10 protein-coding genes and 2 pseudogenes are annotated in these 21,861 nt (G+C 36.1%); 3 read left to right on the top strand and 9 right to left on the bottom strand.

Annotated features, from left to right (window positions below; translation table 11 throughout):
- Positions 1–151: 151 nt before the first annotated feature.
- From CaldiYA01_RS12190 to CaldiYA01_RS00315, 3 genes and pseudogenes are all read left to right on the top strand, one after another.
- Positions 152–496: pseudogene (locus CaldiYA01_RS12190) on the top strand (transposase); the annotation flags it as partial.
- Positions 497–552: 56 nt separating this feature from the next.
- The gene (locus CaldiYA01_RS00320; RefSeq protein WP_207178215.1) at positions 553–1,782 is read left to right on the top strand and encodes an IS256 family transposase; all 1,230 of its coding nucleotides are present in this window, start codon (positions 553–555) and stop codon (positions 1,780–1,782) included.
- Between the two features lie 25 nt (positions 1,783–1,807).
- A pseudogene (locus CaldiYA01_RS00315) lies at positions 1,808–2,755 on the top strand (ISNCY family transposase); the annotation flags it as partial.
- 373 nt (positions 2,756–3,128) lie between these two features.
- Here CaldiYA01_RS00315 and CaldiYA01_RS00310 read toward each other — a convergent pair.
- The 9 genes from CaldiYA01_RS00310 to CaldiYA01_RS00270 form a co-directional block, all read right to left on the bottom strand.
- On the bottom strand, positions 3,129–6,284 hold the full coding sequence (locus tag CaldiYA01_RS00310) for a glycosyl hydrolase (RefSeq protein WP_207180219.1): 3,156 nt from the start codon (positions 6,282–6,284) through the stop codon (positions 3,129–3,131).
- Positions 6,285–6,444: 160 nt separating this feature from the next.
- Entirely contained in the window at positions 6,445–7,356 is a 912-nt protein-coding gene (locus CaldiYA01_RS00305; protein ID WP_207180217.1) for a hypothetical protein, read from the bottom strand.
- A gap of 40 nt (positions 7,357–7,396) precedes the next feature.
- The gene (locus CaldiYA01_RS00300; RefSeq protein WP_238480554.1) at positions 7,397–8,251 is read right to left on the bottom strand and encodes a carbohydrate ABC transporter permease; all 855 of its coding nucleotides are present in this window, start codon (positions 8,249–8,251) and stop codon (positions 7,397–7,399) included.
- A 15-nt stretch (positions 8,252–8,266) separates the two neighbouring features.
- On the bottom strand, positions 8,267–9,154 hold the full coding sequence (locus CaldiYA01_RS00295) for a carbohydrate ABC transporter permease (RefSeq protein ID WP_238480553.1): 888 nt from the start codon (positions 9,152–9,154) through the stop codon (positions 8,267–8,269).
- Between the two features lie 90 nt (positions 9,155–9,244).
- Positions 9,245–10,549 carry an extracellular solute-binding protein gene (locus tag CaldiYA01_RS00290; protein WP_207180211.1) on the bottom strand — a complete coding sequence of 435 codons (1,305 nt, stop codon included), beginning with the start codon at positions 10,547–10,549 and terminating at the stop codon, positions 9,245–9,247.
- Positions 10,550–10,640: 91 nt separating this feature from the next.
- Entirely contained in the window at positions 10,641–11,396 is a 756-nt protein-coding gene (locus CaldiYA01_RS00285; protein ID WP_207180205.1) for a response regulator transcription factor, read from the bottom strand.
- Positions 11,368–13,137, bottom strand: a complete 1,770-nt coding sequence (locus CaldiYA01_RS00280) for a sensor histidine kinase (RefSeq protein ID WP_207180204.1) — start codon at positions 13,135–13,137, stop codon at positions 11,368–11,370. The genes CaldiYA01_RS00285 and CaldiYA01_RS00280 overlap by 29 nt, the downstream gene beginning before the upstream one ends.
- Positions 13,138–13,221: 84 nt before the next feature.
- Positions 13,222–16,455, bottom strand: a complete 3,234-nt coding sequence (locus CaldiYA01_RS00275; protein WP_207180203.1) for a hypothetical protein — start codon at positions 16,453–16,455, stop codon at positions 13,222–13,224.
- Positions 16,456–16,563: 108 nt separating this feature from the next.
- Entirely contained in the window at positions 16,564–21,762 is a 5,199-nt protein-coding gene (locus tag CaldiYA01_RS00270; protein WP_207180202.1) for a carbohydrate binding domain-containing protein, read from the bottom strand.
- Positions 21,763–21,861: the final 99 nt, after the last annotated feature.

Below are 21,861 nucleotides of genomic sequence, written 5' to 3'. Positions count from 1 at the left end.
TGTACCAAGTAATATATATAGCCTTTTGCAGAAACGCTCAAGATGAGCATTATCAAGCTTTATACAATCTTCAAAAAAGTATTCCTTCCTCCTCATAGATAGTGTAAAATATAACTGTATAAAACATATTTTCTATGAGGAGGAGGATAAAATGTTTAAAAATCATAATAAACAACTCTCTTTTTTAGAACTTTATGAGGACGTTAAAAACCTCGCTCTCAATAACCCTCATAACCTTCTTGGCTTCTTCAATAAATACATCAATATCAATAACTTCATCCCTCAATCCTTCTTTAAAGCCTACTATAAATACTTCGGTAAACATAGATGCTTCTCTTTGCAATCTATGTTATGTGCTTTCTTCATCCAAAAAATCTTCAAATTCTCTACCTTAACTCAACTCCGTGCTGTCTTGCTCAACTCTTACCAGCTTAAATCCTTCTGCAACTTCGATAATATACCCTCTATCTCTACATTCTCAAGGGGAGTTAAAATAAAATTGTGTCCACTGTATAATTAGTATTGAAATAATTATCAAGGGGGCTACTTAAAATGAATAAAAACGAAATTATTGAGACTGCTAAAAACATGGCTGTAGAGCAAGTATTAAATATGTATTGCTCCAAAGATGATCCTAACCGCCCAGCTCTAAAGCAACTCTTAGAAAACTTGCTCGATTGCTTTATGTTATCGGAAAGATCAGTGTACCTTGCTAAAAATGACAATGACAAAGGCAATGGTTTTTACGATAGAAAACTTGCAACACCTGTTGGCAGTCTTGAAATCTCTGTCCCTCGCACACGTACTGGTAATTTCCGACCTTCTATCCTCCCTGACCGCTACAAAAGAGTTGATAGTTCATACACTGACCTGCTTATGTCTTTAGTCGTCAATGGTTATTCCGAAAGTTCCCTTGTCCAGACTTTGAAAGCTTTGAATCTTCCATATTCCGAAAATGAAATACTAAAAATCAAAGAAGACCTTAAAAATGAGCTTCAGTTATTCAAACAAAGAGAACTACCAACAAGTGCTTTTGCTCTCATCATCGATGGTTATCATTGTGAAGTTAAGGATAATTCTAAGGTTAAACAAGCTACTTGTTATGTTGTCCTCGGTATCGACTTAGAAGGTAAAAAAGACATTTTCGGTGTCTACACTTTCTTCGGCAAAGAAAATAAGGCTGATTGGATGAAAGTATTTGAAGACTTAATTACAAGAGGGCTAAAAGAGATTCTAATTGTCATAAGTGATGACTTCCCTGGTATTATAGATGCTGTCAAACTTGCTTATCCTCTTGCTGACCATCAACTGTGTTTTGTCCACCTCCAACGTAATGTCAGAAAACATATGACAAAAGAGGATGCTTCAGCTTTTAACAAGAGTTTAGACAGACTTAGAATTTCTTCCTCCGATTTTGACGAAGCTGTACTGAAATTTAAAGAACTTTGCGATGGATACCTTTCAAAATATCCTCGATTTATTAAAGCAATATCAGAAAAAGCAGAGTTTTATCTTGCCCATATGAAATACCCTGAGGAATTAAGGAAGCATATCTACACCACAAACGCCGTTGAAAGTGTAAATAGCATGATTGAAAAGATTAGAGTAAATTCAGGTGGATACTTTCAGTCTGTTGAAGTCTTAGAAATTAATATTTACTTACAGCGAGAGAACTTACGCCGTACAAAATGGAAAAATGGAGTTCCCAGTATTAGAAAATGCATCAATAACATAACCCAACTTTACAACTTGCGTTATAAATTGGAAACACAAAATTCTTGACAAGTCTCTTCTCAAGATTTAGAAAAATCTTTTGCTCCGAAAAACTAAATCTCAAAACCCTAACCTTACATCTTCTGCTGTGTATTATCTCACATACTTAAACCTCCCCAAATCTGCTTCTGCTTCACCTTATATTACTCGTATGTTCGCTAATGGTCATTTCTGCTATGGATACAAATTCGCTATCATCACTAATGGATTTGGTTTACCTCTTGTAATCACTCCTGCCTTCTGTCCTTCTTCTGATGACCCTCAAGACCCTGCTTTTTCTAAAGCTATCTCTGATTCAAAAGCTCTTATTCCCGCTTTGATTAACCTAAACCACAATTTCCAATTCAATCAGTTTTCAACCTTTATCGCCGACAGTGCTCTTGACTCTTACATGGTCTATTCTTCTCTCATCAAAGATTTCAATTTCTCTAAAGTCATAATCCCTATTAACCCCAGAAATTCTAACCAAGCCTCATATACTCCTACCTCTGACCCTAACATCACTATCTCACAAAACGGTATACCCTTCTGTAATAAACTAAATAAACCTTTTATCTACGAAGGTCTTTGTAATGGTAAAAATCGCTCCCCAAGAATTAAATGGTGCTGCCCTTGCTCTCAGATTAAAGACAATAAACGCTTTTGCACTTGCCCACATCCTTGTACTACTTCTAAGTCAGGTAGGATGTTCTATACATACCCGGATGCCAACCTGCGGTATTATCCAGGTATCGATAGAAATTCTGAGCAGTTTTATCAACTTTACAAATCCAGAGTTACTATCGAGCAAACTATTTTTAATCTAAAGTCTTTTCTCGGTCATGATACCATTTTCTCATATGACCATATTTCACTTTTTTCTGACTTCTTACTCTCTGCTATTTGTATGCTTTTACTCTTTATTCTCTCTTATGCCATACTAAAACATCACCAAAATATCTCTTACAAAAAACTTCAAAAACTTAAAAAACTTATTGCCTGAGATTTCTCTTAACTCTAAAAAATGCATTTTTAATCCCCTACAAATTGCCCACACTAAAAACCCTTTTTAAAGGGTTTGATATAATTTTGCCTTTTTTGGCTTTAGAATTATTTGGTAATAAATTTATAGTTACATATGTTGCTGATAATGTTGTTATTGTGTGTAAATAGCACAATTTACCTATACAGCCTCTTGACTTTTATTCCTGTATTCCTATTTTATGGTTTGTACATCTATTCATTTTGCAAACGGCTAAATGAAAAATATTCTTAATAGGTATGACAGTAAGTACAAAATTAAAAAGGAGCTATTCCATTAGCAATTGGAATAGCCCCTAATCTTATCTCACAATAATATTAGACCTTTGTAACACTTACTCACCCGGCGTAATCAATCTTGTTGGAAAATCATTGGTGTTATAAGCCATTGTACAATCTACACCAGAAACTTTTGTAATAGAAACTCTTATTCTTTGATTGTTGAAACTAATATCTGAAGAAGTAGAAATATTGAAAACTGATTGATGATTACCTGTACCAGTTGTATTTACATCTACCGTCTGCGAACCAATAAGTACTTCGCCACTTCCATCGCTGTTTACCTTGTAAATTTCCACTTTAACTTGAGAAGAAGAACCTGGACTGTTTGTCCACAATATAAATTGCCATGTTCCTGCTTTGTATGTGCCATTAATTACAGGCGAATACCAATGCTTTGTAGTTGTTGTTATGGTTGTGGTTGGTTGCCATCCTGTAACAGAACTGTTTGTTGTCTGTAAATTCTCCCCACTTGGTGTAACTCCACTTGTTTGCTGATTGAATAAATACCATGTAGTTTGAGGCAAGTATGAAGCACTTCCGCTCGGCGTTCCATACACTTCAAATTCCCATAAAGAATATCCCCATTGTGTGCCACGTTCAGTACCATACATTCTCACATAGCGTGCGTTTACAGGACTGAAGGTAATTTCATTTACACCACCAGTACCATTCGTTGTAGAATAAACTGTTGTCCAGTTAGTATTATCAGTTGAAACTTGAATTTGGAACGACTTACCATAAGCTGTTTCCCAGTAAAGTTTAACTTTATTTACATTGTATACTGCACCAAGGTCAACCGCAATCCATTGTGGGTCTGAGAATGCTGATGACCATCGCGTAGATTGATTGCCATCAAACGCATACGATGCTGGATAATTGGAGTTTTCGATAGATGAAGCCGTTGCTGGTTTGTTCAACGCAATGTTCGTTGATGAACTCGAACCTCCACTGTCAACCGCTAAACTATTCGCATTGACAGTTACTACTTTACCGTCAGAGAATGTGACAGTTAGCTGGGTATCTGTTGGATTGTATACAACATAACTTTTTGCTCCATTTTTATTGAATACCTGATAAAGCGGATAATTTGCTGTTACACTAAAATCCGGTGTCCCCAATGTATTGAGAGCATTTAACCATACATAGGTAAAAGATTTTGCTTGTCCGGTTTCATTTTGTATTGATGTATTCCATTTAGAAAGTGCTAACGATGGATTTGCTAAAGCTAAATACATATACCAAATATCCTGCCATGAAGATGGCTCACTTGTTCCTGCTTGAGTGAGCATTTCGTTGTAATAATTCTGCACATACGTTTTATCTTTTGCAAGATAGAATGAACCGCCTGTTATTGGCAAAAGTTCAATACCTCTGCTCTGCGCTGCAAAATTTGCAACCGAGCCTGCATCCCACCAAATCTCAGCACAGTATTTTCCACCCCAAATCAATGATGAATAATTCCAATTGTAAACACCACTGTTATCGATTATGTCATTATATAAATCAAAAACATAGTTATACATAGCTTCTGCTTCTGTCACATATAAATATATCCCTAAATCTCTGATCGCAGTTTGTCCAGTAACTGTCCCCCATAAAATTATTGCTTGCCATGCATTCATAGCCTCAGAAAATGATTCCTGATTGTTTCCATCTACAAAGTTCGCATGACCACTTGCCCATGAATGTCCTTCATATGGATCAAAATATCTCAAAAATGGAAATCTTGTATCTGTTCTGTCCCAGTTTGCAATATCTTTTATAAGCAAGTTTACCATGCCACCCCATTGACTTTGAGATGCCCAGTTTTTATCTACCAAAGCTATTTGCGCAGCTGCATTTATAAAATAACCATAATGGAAGTGATGATCATTTATCTGGTCATTTGTACCATAGCTAGGCGGATAGCCTATTAGCGTTCCCCATGTAGAATTGTAATAGAAATACTTGCTGTCTGTAGAACCACTATAAGTAAACCAATCCTGCAAATTGTTTTTCAAAGCAGATATAGCATTGTTTAATACTGTTGTATTGTTGTTCATCTTTGCAAGTTGAACAATAGATGAAACTCTGTTTTGTTCTTTCCCGTTCCAATAAGTATCTGATGATGAAATTGAAGTAGATTCACTATTGAGCAAAGAATTCAATGTAGCTGTGTCAGAACCATTAAGCGGCATAGTAGGCAATATACCATAATACTTGTATTTAGTTGTGAAGCTCCGCCCAAGAATTGTCTTCATGAGTCCTCTAACTGTGTTATAAGTGTATGACAAATATGATAATGAGTTATTGCGCCATTGATGAGGATAAAGACATATGATTGTGTCTAAGTTTGTACCTTCTTTTGCTGTTGTGGTAATTGTAAATGTTGTTGTAACCTCACTTGTATTCGCATCATACGACCACGATACTTGTGTATTTGTTATAAACGCATAAGCTCTATCTTTAAAATAGCTCAATGTAGTAGTTGAATTGTCGGGTAAAACAGCAATTGAAAAATATGTCTTGCCGCTTGGCAAATTACACGTTAAAGTTGTTGTCCCAATTCCACTCCACGTTGCCCCTGAAGGTGCAAATAATCCATAACTTATCCCATTTATTGTTATACCTAAATACTGGCTACTGCTGTTACCGTAGAACAAAGTGGGAACTGAAGGAAATACTATTTGGGGCTTGCCCGTAGGGAAATCAAAATAAATATAGGGACTTCCCTTTGTGATAGTTGCTTTTAACACGGTTGTAGTTCCACTTGTCAAAACACCATCAAATGACCAATCTGTAACTTTATCCGCACGTGCATCTGTGTAACTGCTATAACTTGAATTTTTAATTGTCATATCTATTCTGTGTTGCCACAATACAAACCTGCCTGTGTATGCACTTGTCCCCTCTCCGCTTTTAACAGGCTTGCCTACCTCTAATCCATTAGAAGTAAACTTTACAGACAGTGGGTGAGGATACATAGCTTCTGAATATTGTGTCCACAAAATCGAACTTTCCCAGCTGTTGGTAGGTATACCACCTGTTAGATTGGAAGTCTTATACACTGTTGAAGGAGGTCCAACTTGTCCACTTGGTAGAGTATCAGTATAACTCCCTGCACCAACAGTGATAGTGGCAGCAAAAACAAATTGTGGTAATGAACCAAATAAGCTTAACATGAGAATTAAAATTACTAAAATACTGATAATCTTTTTACACTTTTTCATAATAAAATCTCCTTCTAATATTTTTTGTTTTGTGTACTTATAATTATAGTAGGAAATGTATTAATATCAATGCACTAAATTTAAGATTGAAGGTTACTTGATTTTAGATTGAAAACTAAAAAATAATACCTTAATAGAGGATCTTAGATTTTCCTGAAATTTAATTTTTCCTTTCTTCTGTCCGAGTAAATAGATAATTTAAAATAAAGGCACCAATGATCACTAAGTATACAACTTTAGCCCAACCTTCGAAAATTATCATCCAATTTGAATTTTCTGCTTTAGGTACCGAGTTGACCCCAATTATTTCACTGACTATCTTAAAAAATTTTGTAAAAATATACTGTGGAGTTAAAACATTGTTTTCTGTCTCAAAAAAAACAACTAAAAAAATAAATTCTATTCCTAAATAGAAAGTATTCCATAAAACTATCCATAATAGTAATTTTACCCTTGAATATAATTCTTTCTCAGAATCTAATTTATGCATTTTCCTATATACGGATATCATTTCCTCTGGATATTTAAGCCATAAATACTCGTAAATTAAATGAAACACTGCAATAAAAATAAGAAATGAGAGGGCACAGATTTTATATATTTTTAAAGTTGAAATTCCCCAGAGATTCCCTTTAGGCGCAACTCCGTTAAAAATTATATCAATTAATGGTCCAAAAATTAAAAATGTCATGAAGAGAATTCCTATAAAATGATCTTGACTTACTTCAAGTTTAGTTAACTCAGCAAGTTTCCATTCTTTTTGGAATAACCTAATGTAAAATATAGAAATAGTTATCCACAACATTATCCCTGCAATGAGATAAATGACCCCCTTAAAAAAGCCTTTTGCTTCTATAAAAGCAACGAAATAACTAAGAAAAATAACAATAATGAATAACACTATAAACGGCATAACAATTTTTTGCCATCTTTTTACAGGTTTAATAAATTGCCAACTTTCATTTAAGATGTCCAACAAGCTTTTCCATTTATACTTTATAAACAAATAAGCTATTATAATCCATACCGCCACTCCCATTATTATCCACAAATAAATAGTATCGTTTTTCATATTTCTCACCCCTATAAAGAAGATCTTCTTTTACTAATTTTTACCCCTTCACAGCACCGGCTATCATACCTTTTAAAAGTTTGTCTTGCAAAACAAAGTAAATTATTATGCTTGGTATTGCTGAGATCACAACTGCAGCAAACATTTTGGTAAGCTCAGCTCCATACATCCCCCTAAAATTCAAAAGCCCAACAGGCAGTGTCATTTTTTCTGGTGTTTGTATCAAAACCAGGGGTATCAAAAGGTCATTCCATGCACCGAGGAAATTGAAGACTGCAATTGTTACAAAAGCCGGCATGGTCAATGGAAGAATTATCTTGTAAAATATCTTGTAGACAGAGCAGCCGTCAATTAATGCTGCTTCTTCTAATTCGCGTGGGATTGTCTTGTAAAATCCAGTTAAAATAAAAATCGAAGTTGGGAGGGCAAATGCAACTGTTGGAATCAAAAGTCCTACGCGGGAGTCTAAAAGATTTAGTTTTTTAAAGTTTATAAAAAGCGGAATCAATATTATTTGGATTGGGACCATAATTCCCGACAAAAAATAGTTCAAAACCTTTTGACTTGATCGCCATATCATCCTCTCAATTGCATATGCTGCCATTGAGCTTATAATAAGTGAAAAAATTACACTTACAGAAGAGATTATGAGACTGTTTATCGTAAACCTCTGAATTCCCATAGTCACCCATGCATCATAGTAATTTTTAAGTTGAAGTTTGGACAATTGTGGCAAACCAAAGGGATTTGCCAAAAAATCATTGTTGGTTTTTACCGAGTTGTACACAAGCCATATTAATGGAAATAATGTCAATATTGAATAAAAGGTCAAAAATGCGAATATTATTGCTTTTGCCACAGGAGAAAGTTTAATGTATTTTGCAAACACTTTCATACCACCTCACAAAACTTAGTACATTTCTTCTCTTTTAGCAGCAAACTTATTTATAAGAACAGTAATTAAAATGCTTACAGCAAACAAAAAGGTTGAAGCTGCACTTCCAAGACCATACTGAAGTTTGTTGAAGGCAGTTCTGTATATATATGTAGCGATTGTTTCAGAAGCAAAATCTGGACCGCCTTCAGTCATTATCCATGCCATGTCAAAGTATTTCAGCGAACCTGTTATTATCAAAACTATTGAAACTCTCAAGACAGGACGAATTTGAGGAATTATTATTTTAGTGACCATTTTCAGCCCTTGCGCACCATCAACAATGGCTGCTTCAATGATATCCTGTGGTATCCCTGAAATGGCAGCTATATAAAGAATCATATGATATCCTACCCACTGCCAGCATGTTGTGATGGACAGTGCAAGGATAACATATTTTTGTGAAAGCCACTCCTGCTGCAAAGAATCAAGGCCAACGCTCTTTAAAATTGAATTTATAAGCCCAAAGTCATAGTTATACACAAAAAACCACAATATTCCTATTACAGCACTTGACAAAATATTAGGTATAAAAAAGGCGTTCTGAAAGTATTTCCTTCCTTTTGTTATGTTAACTATACACAAGGCCAGGAAAAGTCCTAAAGTGACCTGGAAAATTAATGAAAGCACTGTTATTTCAATTGTGTGCCAAATTGAAGATAAAAATATTCCATCTGAAAACAGCTCTTTATAATTTTCAAAGCCCACATAAGTCATTGTAGATAGCATATCCCATTTAAAAAGGCTCATATAAAATGAGTGCAAAATAGGAAGAGGAATAACAAATGTAAAAAGTATTAGTGCTGGTGCAATGAATATAGCAATAGCAAGTTTATTTCCAAATGCTCTTTCCAATTTTTTCACCTCTTCTTTTTTCTATTTAGGCTTTTTGTTTTATCTTGCTATATTTAGAATGAGCCGAAGAGCACATTCAACTCTTCGGCTCACAATTTTTTATTTTTTCATCTCTTTTTTAGCAATCTCTGCAAGCTTTTTGAATGCCTCAACAGGGTCTTTCCCAAGATAGATTGACTGGATTGTGTTGTTAAATCCATCGCCAATTATCGGTCCAAACATGACATCATAGTATGTGAATGAATCTTTTGTGTTCTGGTCCTTTAATAAATTCAAAACCTCAAGATACAGACCTGTAACTTTCTTTGGATCGGGATTTACTTTTACTGTCGGGAAATACCCTGCTTTTTCGGCCAGCAGGTCCTTTGCATATCTCTGTTCAGATAAAAGTTTTAGCCATGCTGCAGCAGCCTGTTTGTTCTTGCAGTTTGAACTTATTGCAATGACCTGTTCAATTCCAGCAAGGAAGTTATTTACATTGCCTTTGCCACCTTCTAATGCTGGCCATTTGAATGCACCTACATATTTCTTGACTGGTGATTGAGTTGACAGATACCCAACATCCCATATTCCCATAACATACATCGCTGCTTTTCCTTGGTCAAATAGATTTCTTGCTGCAACATAATCTAAGCTTGTTGCACCTTTTGGAAAAGCACCAAGTTTGACAAGCTCCTGTATCTTCTTGCCTGTCTCAATAAATGCTTTGTCTGTCCATGCGTTTGGATCTTTTTGGACCTTTCTGTAAGCATCAGGGTCTATTCTGTTTGCAATATACTCAGCATACATCGCCAAAATCCATGGGTCTCTTGCATCAAGTGCAAAAGGTATTACATTGTTCTTTGTCAAAACCTTTATAACATTTACAAGCTCTGACCATGTTTTTGGAGGTGTGAGTTTGTATTTTGCAAAGATTTGTTTGTTGTAGTATATAACTGTTGCAACTCTTATCTGAGGAATACCATAGATTTTGCCATTAAAAGTTGTAAGGTCAAACACTCCATCTACATACCTGCTTTTCCACTGTGAATCTTTGTTCATAATATCACTAATCGAATAAAGCCTATTCGCGTCAACATAAGGTTTCATCTTACCAGCTGCCCACATGTTGAGAATATCGGGTGGATTGTTTGCTGCCATTGCTGTTTGAAGTTTTGTCTTGTACTGCTCGCCTGGAGTGTAAACAGCCTTGATTTTCACACCATATTTGTTAGTAGAATTAAATTCTTTGATAGCCTGCTCATATACCTGTTTTATGGTATCAGAGTCAGAAACCCAGCTCCAGAATGTAAGCTCATTTGTTGCACCTTGTACCTTTTTTTCACCCATTTGACCGACTAAAACAACTGAAATTGAAAAGACCACTAAAATAGCTAAAGCCACAACTTTTAACCACTTTTTCATTTAAAACTTACCTCCCTTTATTTTTGTTTTTCACTTTTAATTTTAGTGTGAAATGCCCTATAGCCTATATAGACAAACACAACTTTTTTGTTTAAATTTTTAACCTCGCTTTATTTTCCAAGACTTGCCTCTTCCACTCAATAGGTGTCATACCATATACTTTTTTGAATACTTGGCTGAAATATTGGGCATCTGAAAATCCAACTGCCTCAGCAATTTCGTAATGCTTTAAGCTGGATGTTTTCAAAAGCTTTTCTGCCTTTTTGAGCCTCACTTCAGTGAGTATCTCTTTAAAAGTTTTTCCAGTTTTGTTTTTCAAAAGCCTGCTAAGATACACAGGGTGAAGATGGACATACTCTGCTACATCATTCAGGCTTATTTGTTTTGAACAATTTGCAAAAATAAAATCAAAGACCATATCAATTATGTTTTTGTTCTCACAGGAATCTAAACGTTGCTGCCTACTTTGTTCAGCTGTTACTTTTTCAACCGCTTTTTTTACAGTTTCTAAAACCTCTTCCCTGGTAAATGGTTTTAAGATATAATCCACAACACCAAGTTTAATTGCTCTGTGGGCATACTCAAATTCTTTATAACCACTCATAAGTATTATATATGGATGTTTTAGTCTATTGTGCACAAACTCTGCTAAATCAAGTCCATCCATAATTGGCATTCTGATATCAGTCAGAATTATATCCACGTTTTCTGTTATCAGGATATTTAAAGCCTCTTCGCTACTATCAATACCGATGACTTTATTAATCCCAATGCTCTCCCAATCTATGGTTTTTACAAGCCTTTCTAGCAAGATTTCTTCATCTTCCACTATCAAAAGAGTGCACATTTTCCTTCTCCTCCTTTTTCACAACTTTATCCCAAGGAAGCTGTATAATAATCTTTGTCCAAAACCCCACTTTACTTTTAATTTCAAAATCAAAGTCTTCCTTATATAAAAGTTTTAGTCTCTTTATGATATTTGGAATTCCAATACCATCGTTTGAGGCATTTTTTATCTTTTCAATCTTTTCATGTTCAATTCCACAGCCATTGTCAACCACCTCAAGCTTGAGTCTGTTTTCTATTTTCTTTGCTCTTATCAAAATTTTTGCATCCCCATTTTTGTTTTTAAATCCATGGACAACTGAATTTTCTACAAGCGGTAAAAGTAAATGCCGGGGAACTTCTGCCTTCAAAACTTCTTCCTGGCTATATACTATTTTGTAGCTGAGCTTTCCAGAAAATCTTATTTTCATAATGGTAAGATAGTGTTCTATCTGCTTGATTTCATCTGCCAAAGAAACTGTTGACTTATTTATTGCCATATTTGATCTCAAAAACTTTGCAAGTGACACAGCAAGCACTGAAACGTCTTTGCATCTTCCAAGCTCAGCTAAGGCATTTATGGTATCTAATGTGTTGTACAGAAAGTGTGGATTTAGCTGCATGTACAAAAGGTTTATCTCTGCATTTTTCCTTGCTATCTCTTCTTCATACACCCTTATGACAAGCTCATCTATTCTCTTTAGCATTTGATAAAATGAGTTTAGCAAATTTCCTATTTCATCCTTGCGGGCAATTTTGATGTTATTTTTAAGCCTTGAGTGTTCTAAATTTCTCATTTGGTAAATGAGCCTTGTTATAGGAGCTGTAATATTTTCGGAAATAAAGATCAAAAACAAAATTGCAAAAATGGCAAGAAAAGAAAAACTCAATATCAAAAGCCGTTTTGTGTACGAAAAGTTATTCAGAAGAGAACTTTCTGAAACTATGTAAATTATTTCCCAATTAAGATCTGGTATAGTTTCTTCAAAGAAAATTGTCTTTGGAATGAGCTTGGTCTCATCTTTTAAAATCAATTTTTCAATGATACTTTCAAATTTGTCTGTTGTCTTGAATATGACCTTATTAGAACTTCTATCGGCAACATAAAATCCACCTTCTGTCAGATGATACTTTTCTATTACATCTTTCAAAAAGTCCAAGCTGAAACTTACTATCATCTCACCAACAGGCTGAATCTTATCTCTTGAGAAAAGCTCACATCCAACTACATATACACCTCTTGTTTTGTCATAACCGCCATTTACATACTTTCCTTCTTGCTTTACTATTTCAGCGAAAAAACCTTCTTTGATTTGTTTATCATTCTCATATGGCACATCACCCTGGAGCTTTGAAAAAAAATATACTTCTTTGCTCTTGTTTATAATTTGAACTGACTGAACAATTTCTTTTGTTGAGATATACTGGCTTATCTTTGTCAAGATGTTAGTATACAGAAAAGAATCTTGGGGATCGGTATATCTTGCAAAAGTCTTTCCAATGTCTGACATGAGACTATCGTCCATGATAAAGTCATATTTTATGCTGTTGAGCTCTTCAAGAAAATTTTGAGCTTCTTTGGCAGCATTTTCAAAAAGAACTTGGTTATAAATAGTAAATTTTTTCAATGTTGAGTTTTTAAGGGAGGTATAAGATAGAACAAATATCAAAGACATTGGAACAAGTATTAAAATCACAAAAGCTATCAAAAGTTTGTTTTTAAGCTTTATATCGTTCCACTTTCCAAAAAGCTTTTCAATCATTTTCATCTCTCTCCTGACACCAAATGTCAAAAAGACTACACCACCAACTTCAAAAATAGTCGGCAGTGTAGTCTTCTTATTGATCTACAAAAGAACCTCTATTTTCTTACACATGCCTTTTCTTATCTCATGCGAGTATGGTTTATGCACCATTTCACCTTCAACCTCAACCACTTTATCATCAAAATGCAGAATATACTTTGAAACTCTTACATCTTTGTCATATGTGTTAAGCCTGTGCGGGTTGTGATAAATAACCAGTGTTCTGCCAAATAGAACTGCTGCTAATTGATTTTTACCTAAAACTATGGTTTGCCTGTTGCCATTTACTATAATCTCAATTTCTCTTTCTTCTTCTGTAAACATCCAGCCCGGCAGTTTTGGAGACAGCTTAAAAATTAAATCTCCATTTTTGTATTCAAATGGTTTTCCACCAAACAGCATAATCAGCTCCATATTTAAAAACTCTGTTGTGGTGCCAGAAAGCCTTGCAACAAAACCTGTGCCCCAGATACTTTTGTCAGGATTGCTTGAACTTGCAATAAATGAGGAATTCTCAAATATTGATCTTCCATAAACCGCTGGGTCCATATATGGTGGCAAAACCATTTTGAACTCTTCAAAAAACTCTTTGTAAAGTCCGCCCTTTAGCAGCTCAAGCAGGTATTTGTATTCCATGTGCATGAAAATGGATTCATTTTCAAGCCAGCCAGGTGTGAATGCTTTTATCCTGCCAAGCTTATTTGTCTCATTTGCAAGGCTTTCGTTTGTCTTGTACATTTTGAGTACTTTGTCGTAAAGATTACTTTTTTTAACGCTTTGATAAATCTTTCTTTTTGTTTCTACATCGTCAAATACTTTAATTGCTCTTACCTGCGACTCTAAGAAAAATGCAACCTTCTTTTGTGAAAACTTTTTAATCTTAATCTCCTGCTTTTTTGCATCATACTCATATTCAACCGGCTGGTTTATAAAGTAAGTGTAAAATAAGCCTTTTTCGCTATCGAAAGCTTTTTCTTTTGCCTTCGAAAGTTTCTCACTGCACAGGTCTAAAAACTCCAATATTTCTTCCCTGCTTATGCAAGCCATATTGCCACTTACACCAAATCTTGTCTTCTCTCTGTACTCTTCTTTTATGTTATTGCTTTCATCCCAGTAGAAAAGAGTATCTTCACCATTTTGCGTCTGAGATAGAAGTTTTTTTAGCTTGACAAAAAAGTGGTAGAGCTCTTCAAAAACCTCAATTTCCTTCACATCTTCAAGATAAACCTCAAAATACTTTTTCAGCATTCTTACAAGCCGCAAAAGTTCAAACATCTCACATACAGACGAACCAAAAATTCCTGGAAGCCCGTTTAGTGCATCGTTCCAGCCAGGCTTTGATGCCTCCATCTCCACTCCAACACCAAACGGGTCCAAGGTTGCCATTCTATTTATAAGTATCACTAAAAGCTTTTCAATGAGGCTGCCTGTGTAAACATCACCTTGGCCACTGTAGGTTCTTACATATCTTTTTTTGTCAGCACGGGAATTTATAAGCTCCTGTTTTTCCTTGTCAAGCGCATACGCACCATGCTGTTTTATTTGTCCATCTATAATCTTTATTCTTTCTTTTCTTGGTTTTACATAATGATCATTGTCATAGTAATAATATTTTCTTTGCAAAAGCAGCTGCTTCATTTTATCAGGATATACACTTTCAAAGTTTTCGATTAAATCAAAGTTGTAAGTAAAATGGTCTATCCAATAACCTTCACCGGGGTCTGCTTCAATTACCTTCTCCGAATTTACAAGACAGCAGTTTACAAAGTCTTCCTTTGAGATATTGATTTCTATATTTTGGTTCTCTAAAAACTTTATAAGCTCATATGGCAAAAAGTCCTTTTTGAAAAATTTTTTTAGCTCTTCTTTCCCGTTTATTACATATTTATCCAGAGAATCAAGGCTATTTAGCCTGTACTTTATACCTTTTACAACCAGAGGATTATAGCTGTCAAGCTGAATGAGGCTCATGAAATACCACACATTAAAATCAAAAATGTCTGGATTGAACAGAATATCGTTTCGCCTGTTCTGGTTGATATCTCTGAAGTTTCCATTCCCCTGGGAATAATATGTGTCTTGAATTTCAAAAAAGTTATAATCTCTCTCCAAATCGCCATGTTTTCGTGAAAACAGATATATAATATCTTTTTTGTCATCATGATCAATTGTGAAAGGCACACCGCCGCGCAAGATATTGTCAAGATAGCACATTTTGGCATACTCATCTAATTTTTTGTCTGAGGTCACAATTGTATTGTTTGCAACAATAGCATCGATTACAGCTTTGTTTTCTTCAAACGCTCTTTCAAAAAACTCAGAAGAGCAAATAGAATCAACAAAGTGGTTTAGTTCATCAATGCTTTTTGCATGTCCTATGATACTGCATAAAATCAAAGTCTGCTGTGGATCTAAAGTCCTCTTTGCATATGCAAAAGCACAGCATGTCTTGTTCGCAAAAACTTGATTTGATATGTCAAGCCTATCTGCAAAGATAAACTCATAAGGCTTTATTATTTCTGAGCTTATTCCAAAAATAATCTTTGGGTCGATTATAACATCGCATCTTTCAAAGCTGCCGTGCGTATTGTCAAAGCTTACAAAGAAATTGCCCTCTTTTATCTCAACAACTTCTGTTGTATCCTCAGAAGATGAATGAAATCTAAAGTACGGAGCTTTTTTGTCTAAATTCTCTACAAAGTTCCATGCTTCACTTGTTCTGCTCATATTCTTTAGCGCAAAGTCGTTCTTTCCATATGGGACAATCAATGCAAGTCCGTCTAAAGCTTCAATATCTACAGGCTTTTCTGATACATTTATTATCTTCAGCTCTCTCACAAGAGAAGCCACATTCTTGTTTGGAAGTGTGTAATACCTCACTTCTGTCTTGATACCAATATTTGAATTTTCTTCGCAAATTTCAAGATGGTTAGCAAAAATGGACATCTTGCTTTTTGCAAAATTGAGTAGATTCTCTGTTTGAAAAGGCTCATAAAAAAGATTTTTGTTGAGCTTTAAAAACGTTCTAAACCCATGTGTTGATGCAAGCCTATACGCCCTGTCTGCCGGCAAAAATTCTAAAATGCTACTGTCTTTGTTCTTTGTCCCGAACGATACTATGCACTGCCCCCTGTTTACATAAAAGCACCAAAGAGGAATTCCAAATATACCAGCTATCCCGGGTAAAAAACTTGAAAATGGTTTTGAGAGCTGATAATTCTCTACGCAAAATGAGTTTGTTTTTTCATCATAATAGTACTTAGGATTTACCTGCAACTTTTTAGCCCCCTTCTTTTTTTAATTTAAAATACAGGGTTGCAAGACCAAAACTTGCCCTGCAACCCTCTCTGGCAAAATAACAGTTTCACATTGGTTTTAACTCTTTTACTGGTCACTCACAACAGTCAATGTCACATCATCAAGGTATATATCAAGTGGAAGAGGAGGGTACTGATTATTTATTGGTCCAAACTCAAATACAACCTTTGTCACATCTGTTGGCTGTGTAACTTTAAATGTGAGAGTATACACTTGCTCTTGAGTTCCAATATCAAATACAGTTGTTGGTGCATATGGTATAAACCACGGGTCAGATGTCAGTTCTTTTCCAATGTTTACTTGAATTTTTGTATTTTGTGATGCGTTCATCTTGAACTTAAGCTCGTAGGTAAGCCCGTTTTCAAGTGTGAGATTCTTTCTTGCAACCTGTGCACTGTATGACTGCCACCCCACAGAATTTAGGCGAACCCTCAATTTGCCATTTTCCGCTGTCACCTGCATATCCGATACACCTGACCACTGGTCACCGCTCCAGTATACCCACTGTCCCAGTCCTGTGTCAAATGTGCCATCTGGAATGATCTGGTCTCCCACTTTTTGCGTATGCTGCGCAGGCGGCGCAGTTTCTTGCGGGATTGATTCTACAACTTCGATCTGGATATCATCAAAGTAGATGTCAAATGGCACCTGCGAATACCCTGCCACGTTCCCAATCTCTATCGCAAGTTTTGCCCCAAGGTCTGTAGGATTGTTCATAGCAAAGTAGATTTCATACTGTGCCATCTCACTTGTAATATCTATTGTCTTTTTGGGCATGTATTCTATGAACCATGGATCAGATGTCAGTGGTTTTCCTATTGCAACATTTATCTTGCGCGGATAAGTTGCCCTTGCCTTGAACGAAATCTTATAGTTCTTGCCATTTACAAGAGGTATCTCTTGCCTGGAAAGCTGCGGGTCCCATGGGTCTGAGCCAATTGAACTTACACTGAGTTTCAGCTCTCCATTTTCAATGGACATTGCCACATTGTTACCCGCACTTGACCACCAGTGCCAGTTGTTAAGAGACTCTTGTGTGTCAAAGCTACCATCTGGCAAAAGCTTATCTCCAACAAACTGCTGTGGTTCTGATGGAACTTCACCTGTCAAGATTTCTGCTACTTCTCTTTCAAAATATCCGCAGTTTTCTGAAACTTCGGCTATCGCAGCGTTGTCAATTGTAACTGTATGAGCTTGAGTTTGCGGATTTGCACCGCCAGGTGACATTGTCCCAAGTCCAATTACTAGCCTTATATCGCTTCTTGTTGCATCCATTACAAAGTCAAATGTATAGTTCTTCATCTTATCTGTAAGTGGTACATATTTTTCAAGATGACCATAGTAATTAGAGTCGTCTATTTTTATGAATATATCTCTTGCAGATGTTGATTTTGCATCAAACGAAATTCTGTATGTTTTACCACTCTCCAGAGTCATTGGCCCTTGAATTACTTGAATGCTCCAGAAAGCAAGACCTATGTTTGTAATTGAAACTTTCAGCTGTCCTCTTGAAACCTGAGCAGCACCAATTCCACCATTGCCAAACCAGGTTGTCCAGTTTTCAAGGTCTTTTGAAAAGTCTCCGTTTTTGATAAAGTTAGGTGAAAATTCAATGTAATCCAAATCAACATTGTCTGCCAAAAGCTCAATATTATTTTCACCTGACTCAAGATAAACTGTATCTGATACAACTGCCCAGTTTGCAGATAATGAAGCAACTTCTGCATCGTAAACTGTGCTTCCTACTACAAGCTTGAGGCTTGACCCTTGCCCAGCTTTCAATTTGTAGGATACAAGGTACTCTCCACTCTTTGGAATATTGACGCTAAAGCTTGCAGCACCACCTTGAGAAAACGCTACATACTGTCCATTATTTGTTGCGTTTGAAAGTGAGCCAAAGTCTTCAGCTTGAACAACTATAAAGCTTGATGGAAGAACATTTTTGAGTGAGACATTGTCAATTGCAACGTCTGAATTGCTTGATCCAATTTCAAAAACAAGTTTAGCTCTTGTGTCGCTTGGCAAATTATCAATTGACTTTAAGTTAAATTTGTACACATTCCAGTCAAGCGAAAGTGAAACTATTTTTACATCTGTAATAGGATTGAAGTTCTGGTCAGATATATAAACCTTTATTTGTCTTGGACTTTCAAAGGCTTTTGCTGAAAATGCAAGCAAGAGATTCTCACCAGCGCCCACTTTTATGTTAGATTGAACAAGTTTAATATCCGAAAAGTTTTGTCCACCGTTTGCTATAACAGCCTTGAAATACCTGTCTTCTGGCTTTGAACCAATGGTATACGTTGCATCTGCTGCTGTTTCCTTCAAAAATTCCCATGCGGCAAACCTACCATCGCCCTGGTCAAACGTGCCGTTGTAAATGAGGTTACCGTTCGGCAGAGGTTCTTTGATTGCGCTTGGGTCATTTACATCGTATTCAATAAGTTTCACATCATCTATATAAACAGGAAGGTTATTTAGTCCAACATTAAATTCAATCCTTGCTTTTGCGTATGTGCTGCTTTGCATTGTGAAGATGTAAGAATAATCCTGCCAGTCAGAAGATAAATTAAAGGTCTTTACAGCATAGTCAATCCAGGTAGAACCGTTATCTCCACCGCCACTTGAAAACTTGACCTCAATTGTCCTTGAACCTTCGCTCTTTGCTCTAAATGTAAGTTTATATGTCTTGCCTTTTATCAAACAAATTGGTCTTTGAATCAGCTGAACAGAATATGTTTGTGAACCTGGCTTTGTTATACTTATCTTCACAGATCCACCAATATTTTCAATCGTGCCGTCTCCGCCAAAGTCAGGCAGGTGCAAAAACTGCCAGTAATCTGTGTTAGCAACACCTTCTATGCCATCAACATCTGGGCTGTCGATATCAAAGCTACCGTTATAAATAAGATTCCCATCACTAAGTGGTGGTCTTGCATCCTGAGGATAGGTTATGCTCTCCTGTGGCTTTGCTACATTGTCAGGGTAAGTAATTCCTGCTTTCTTGTATACTCTTACCCAGTCAACAACCATTTTCTGCGGGAAGTAATTTGCATCCTGTGGTGGGTACCCTGGCCAGTTACCACCAACTGCAACGTTGAGTATGAGGTAGAATTCCCTGTCAAAAGGAGCAGGATAAGTATAATCAAAAGCCTCGTTTGAAGACCTTGAAAACCAGTCGCTTGTTTCATAGTAAAGCTGCCCATCTACATACCATTTGATTTTCCCTGGTTCCCACTCAAGACCAAATACATGAAAATTGTCAGAAAATTTTTCCCCATTAGACAAGGTGTAATTGCCACCATGGTATGTGTGAGGATTACCATAATGAATTGTTCCATAAATTTTGTTGGGCTCCTGCCCTAAAAGCTCCATAATATCAATTTCACCGCAGGCTGGCCATCCACCATAAAGGTTCAAATCCTCCGGCATCATCCAGATAGCCGGCCACACACCCTGACCTTCCGGAAGTTTTGCCTTAACCTCAACTTTGCCATATGTGAATGAGAATTTGCCTTGGGTTGTCAGTTTTGCAGATGTATACGGGCTTCCCTCAAAGTTTTCTTTTCTTGCTTCAATTATTAGATTTCCGTTTTCCACTCTTGCATTTTCTGGTCTTGAAGAGTAATACTGCAGTTCATTGTTGCCATACCCGCCAGCACCAATTGTAAAGTTCCACTTTGTTGTGTCAATTGAGTTTCCATTAAAATCATCTTCCCAGACAAGCTGCCATGTCGGCTGTGTTTGATTGCCACCCTGCTGGTTCTGGTTATTGTTTGCTGTCTGGTCTGTAGTTCCATCTGTTGAACCTTGGCTGGTGATATATGTAGTGGAAGAAGCACTGCCTGAAGATTGAACTGACAATGTGCTCTGTAAAGCCGTTGAGGATGAAGGTTGTTTGATTTCTACAGCACTTATGTCAACCTTTTCGCCTTTAGGCAAAATTTTTCCGTTTAACACAACACCTTCTGAATACACAGATGCTTCATTTATCTTGCCATTTGAACTAATCTTTACATTTTTTGCAAGTGCCTTGACAACAAGTTTTTCTATACCTGATTCTTTATCTATATTTAAGTTCCCATTGCTATTTAGCTCCATAGTGTCAATCTTTGAACTTTCCACTAAAAGTGTAAAGTTCTGAGCAAGGTCGGTTGCAACAAGGTTTTTTACTTTAGAATTTTTGATATTTACCTTGCTGTTTGGAGAATAAACATAAAGTGCTTCACAGTTTGCTTTAATTTTAACATCTGCAGATTGATTCCCACTCTGTTTTAATGTAATAAACTTGATTGAACTTTCATCAGAGACCTGCGTGACCTTTGCTGATGACAACACAATTATGTTCGCAGCTTGGCTGTTTTGTCCCACTTCAATATTTGTTTTTGAAAGTTTGCTGTCAACAACTATTTCTCCAACTTTTGTGTTCACAAGCTTGACAGAGTTTTCTCCGCCACCAAATACAAACAATTTTCCCCCATCAATGGTCACGTTGTTCAAAGTCACAGAGCCTTCTCCTACACGTTGATTTATATATATATTGCCTTTTATTGAAACATCTTTTATCTCCACATCACCGCTGTTTACTATTACAAACCCTTCATTTTGAGCCAAAGTATATTCCCCCGGTTTCGTAACTATTAATGCTCCTATTCTGCTTAGAAGCTTGACAATCTCAGATCTAGTTATACCCTTTTCTGGCTTTAATGTCCCATCTGGATAGCCTTTAACAAACCCAAAACTGATAAGTGCTGCCACACCCAAAGAATACCTTGGCTCAATTTTTTGAACATCTGAAAAGCTGTTTAAAATATTCTCCTTTTGACTGTCGAGCCGCAACGCAGCTGCAACAGCAGCAAAAGCTTCCTGTCTTGTTACAAACCTGTTTGGATTTAGCTTGCCTTCTTTCACCAACAATGTCAAATAACCTGCCGCCTGAGCTTTTTTAAGTTCTTCATAATACCATGAATAAGAACTAATTTTTAAACTTACATCAAGTGGTTCTTCCTGTACAAATCCCATGTAACTATTCAAGATTTTACAAAATTCCGCAACAGAAATATCTTTTGATGGTTTAAATGTTCCATCAGGATACCCATTTATTAGGTCAAGCTGGTATAATCTTGTTATATCATCCTTTGCAAAATCAGTGGAAATATCCACAAAGATTTGGCTTGAACTTGCTTTCGCTACTCCCCCCGGAAAAATAGTCATAATTAAAAATGCAAACAATAGAAAATTGGCAACAAACTTTTTTGAACGCATCCGCCTTCACACCTCTCAAAAAATTTGATATTCCTATATCATACATTTATCAAAATCATCCAAGCAAAAAAAGGCATTATTTTTTAGTTACAGTTGCTA

This window comes from Caldicellulosiruptor diazotrophicus (assembly GCF_017347585.1).
GTDB classification, from domain to species: Bacteria; Bacillota; Thermoanaerobacteria; order Caldicellulosiruptorales; family Caldicellulosiruptoraceae; genus Caldicellulosiruptor; species Caldicellulosiruptor diazotrophicus.
This window is presented reverse-complemented; position numbering and strand designations above follow the sequence as displayed.

Excerpts from the sequence above, each read along its gene's own strand:
- CaldiYA01_RS00280 (WP_207180204.1), bottom strand. The coding sequence starts at position 13,137 with ATGATTGAAAAGCTTTTTGGAAAGTGGAACGATATAAAGCTTAAAAAC.
- CaldiYA01_RS00320 (WP_207178215.1), top strand. The coding sequence starts at position 553 with ATGAATAAAAACGAAATTATTGAGACTGCTAAAAACATGGCTGTAGAG.
- CaldiYA01_RS00285 (WP_207180205.1), bottom strand. The coding sequence starts at position 11,396 with ATGTGCACTCTTTTGATAGTGGAAGATGAAGAAATCTTGCTAGAAAGG.
- CaldiYA01_RS00270 (WP_207180202.1), bottom strand. The coding sequence starts at position 21,762 with ATGCGTTCAAAAAAGTTTGTTGCCAATTTTCTATTGTTTGCATTTTTA.
- CaldiYA01_RS00310 (WP_207180219.1), bottom strand. The coding sequence starts at position 6,284 with ATGAAAAAGTGTAAAAAGATTATCAGTATTTTAGTAATTTTAATTCTC.
- CaldiYA01_RS00305 (WP_207180217.1), bottom strand. The coding sequence starts at position 7,356 with ATGAAAAACGATACTATTTATTTGTGGATAATAATGGGAGTGGCGGTA.
- CaldiYA01_RS00290 (WP_207180211.1), bottom strand. The coding sequence starts at position 10,549 with ATGAAAAAGTGGTTAAAAGTTGTGGCTTTAGCTATTTTAGTGGTCTTT.
- CaldiYA01_RS00300 (WP_238480554.1), bottom strand. The coding sequence starts at position 8,251 with ATGAAAGTGTTTGCAAAATACATTAAACTTTCTCCTGTGGCAAAAGCA.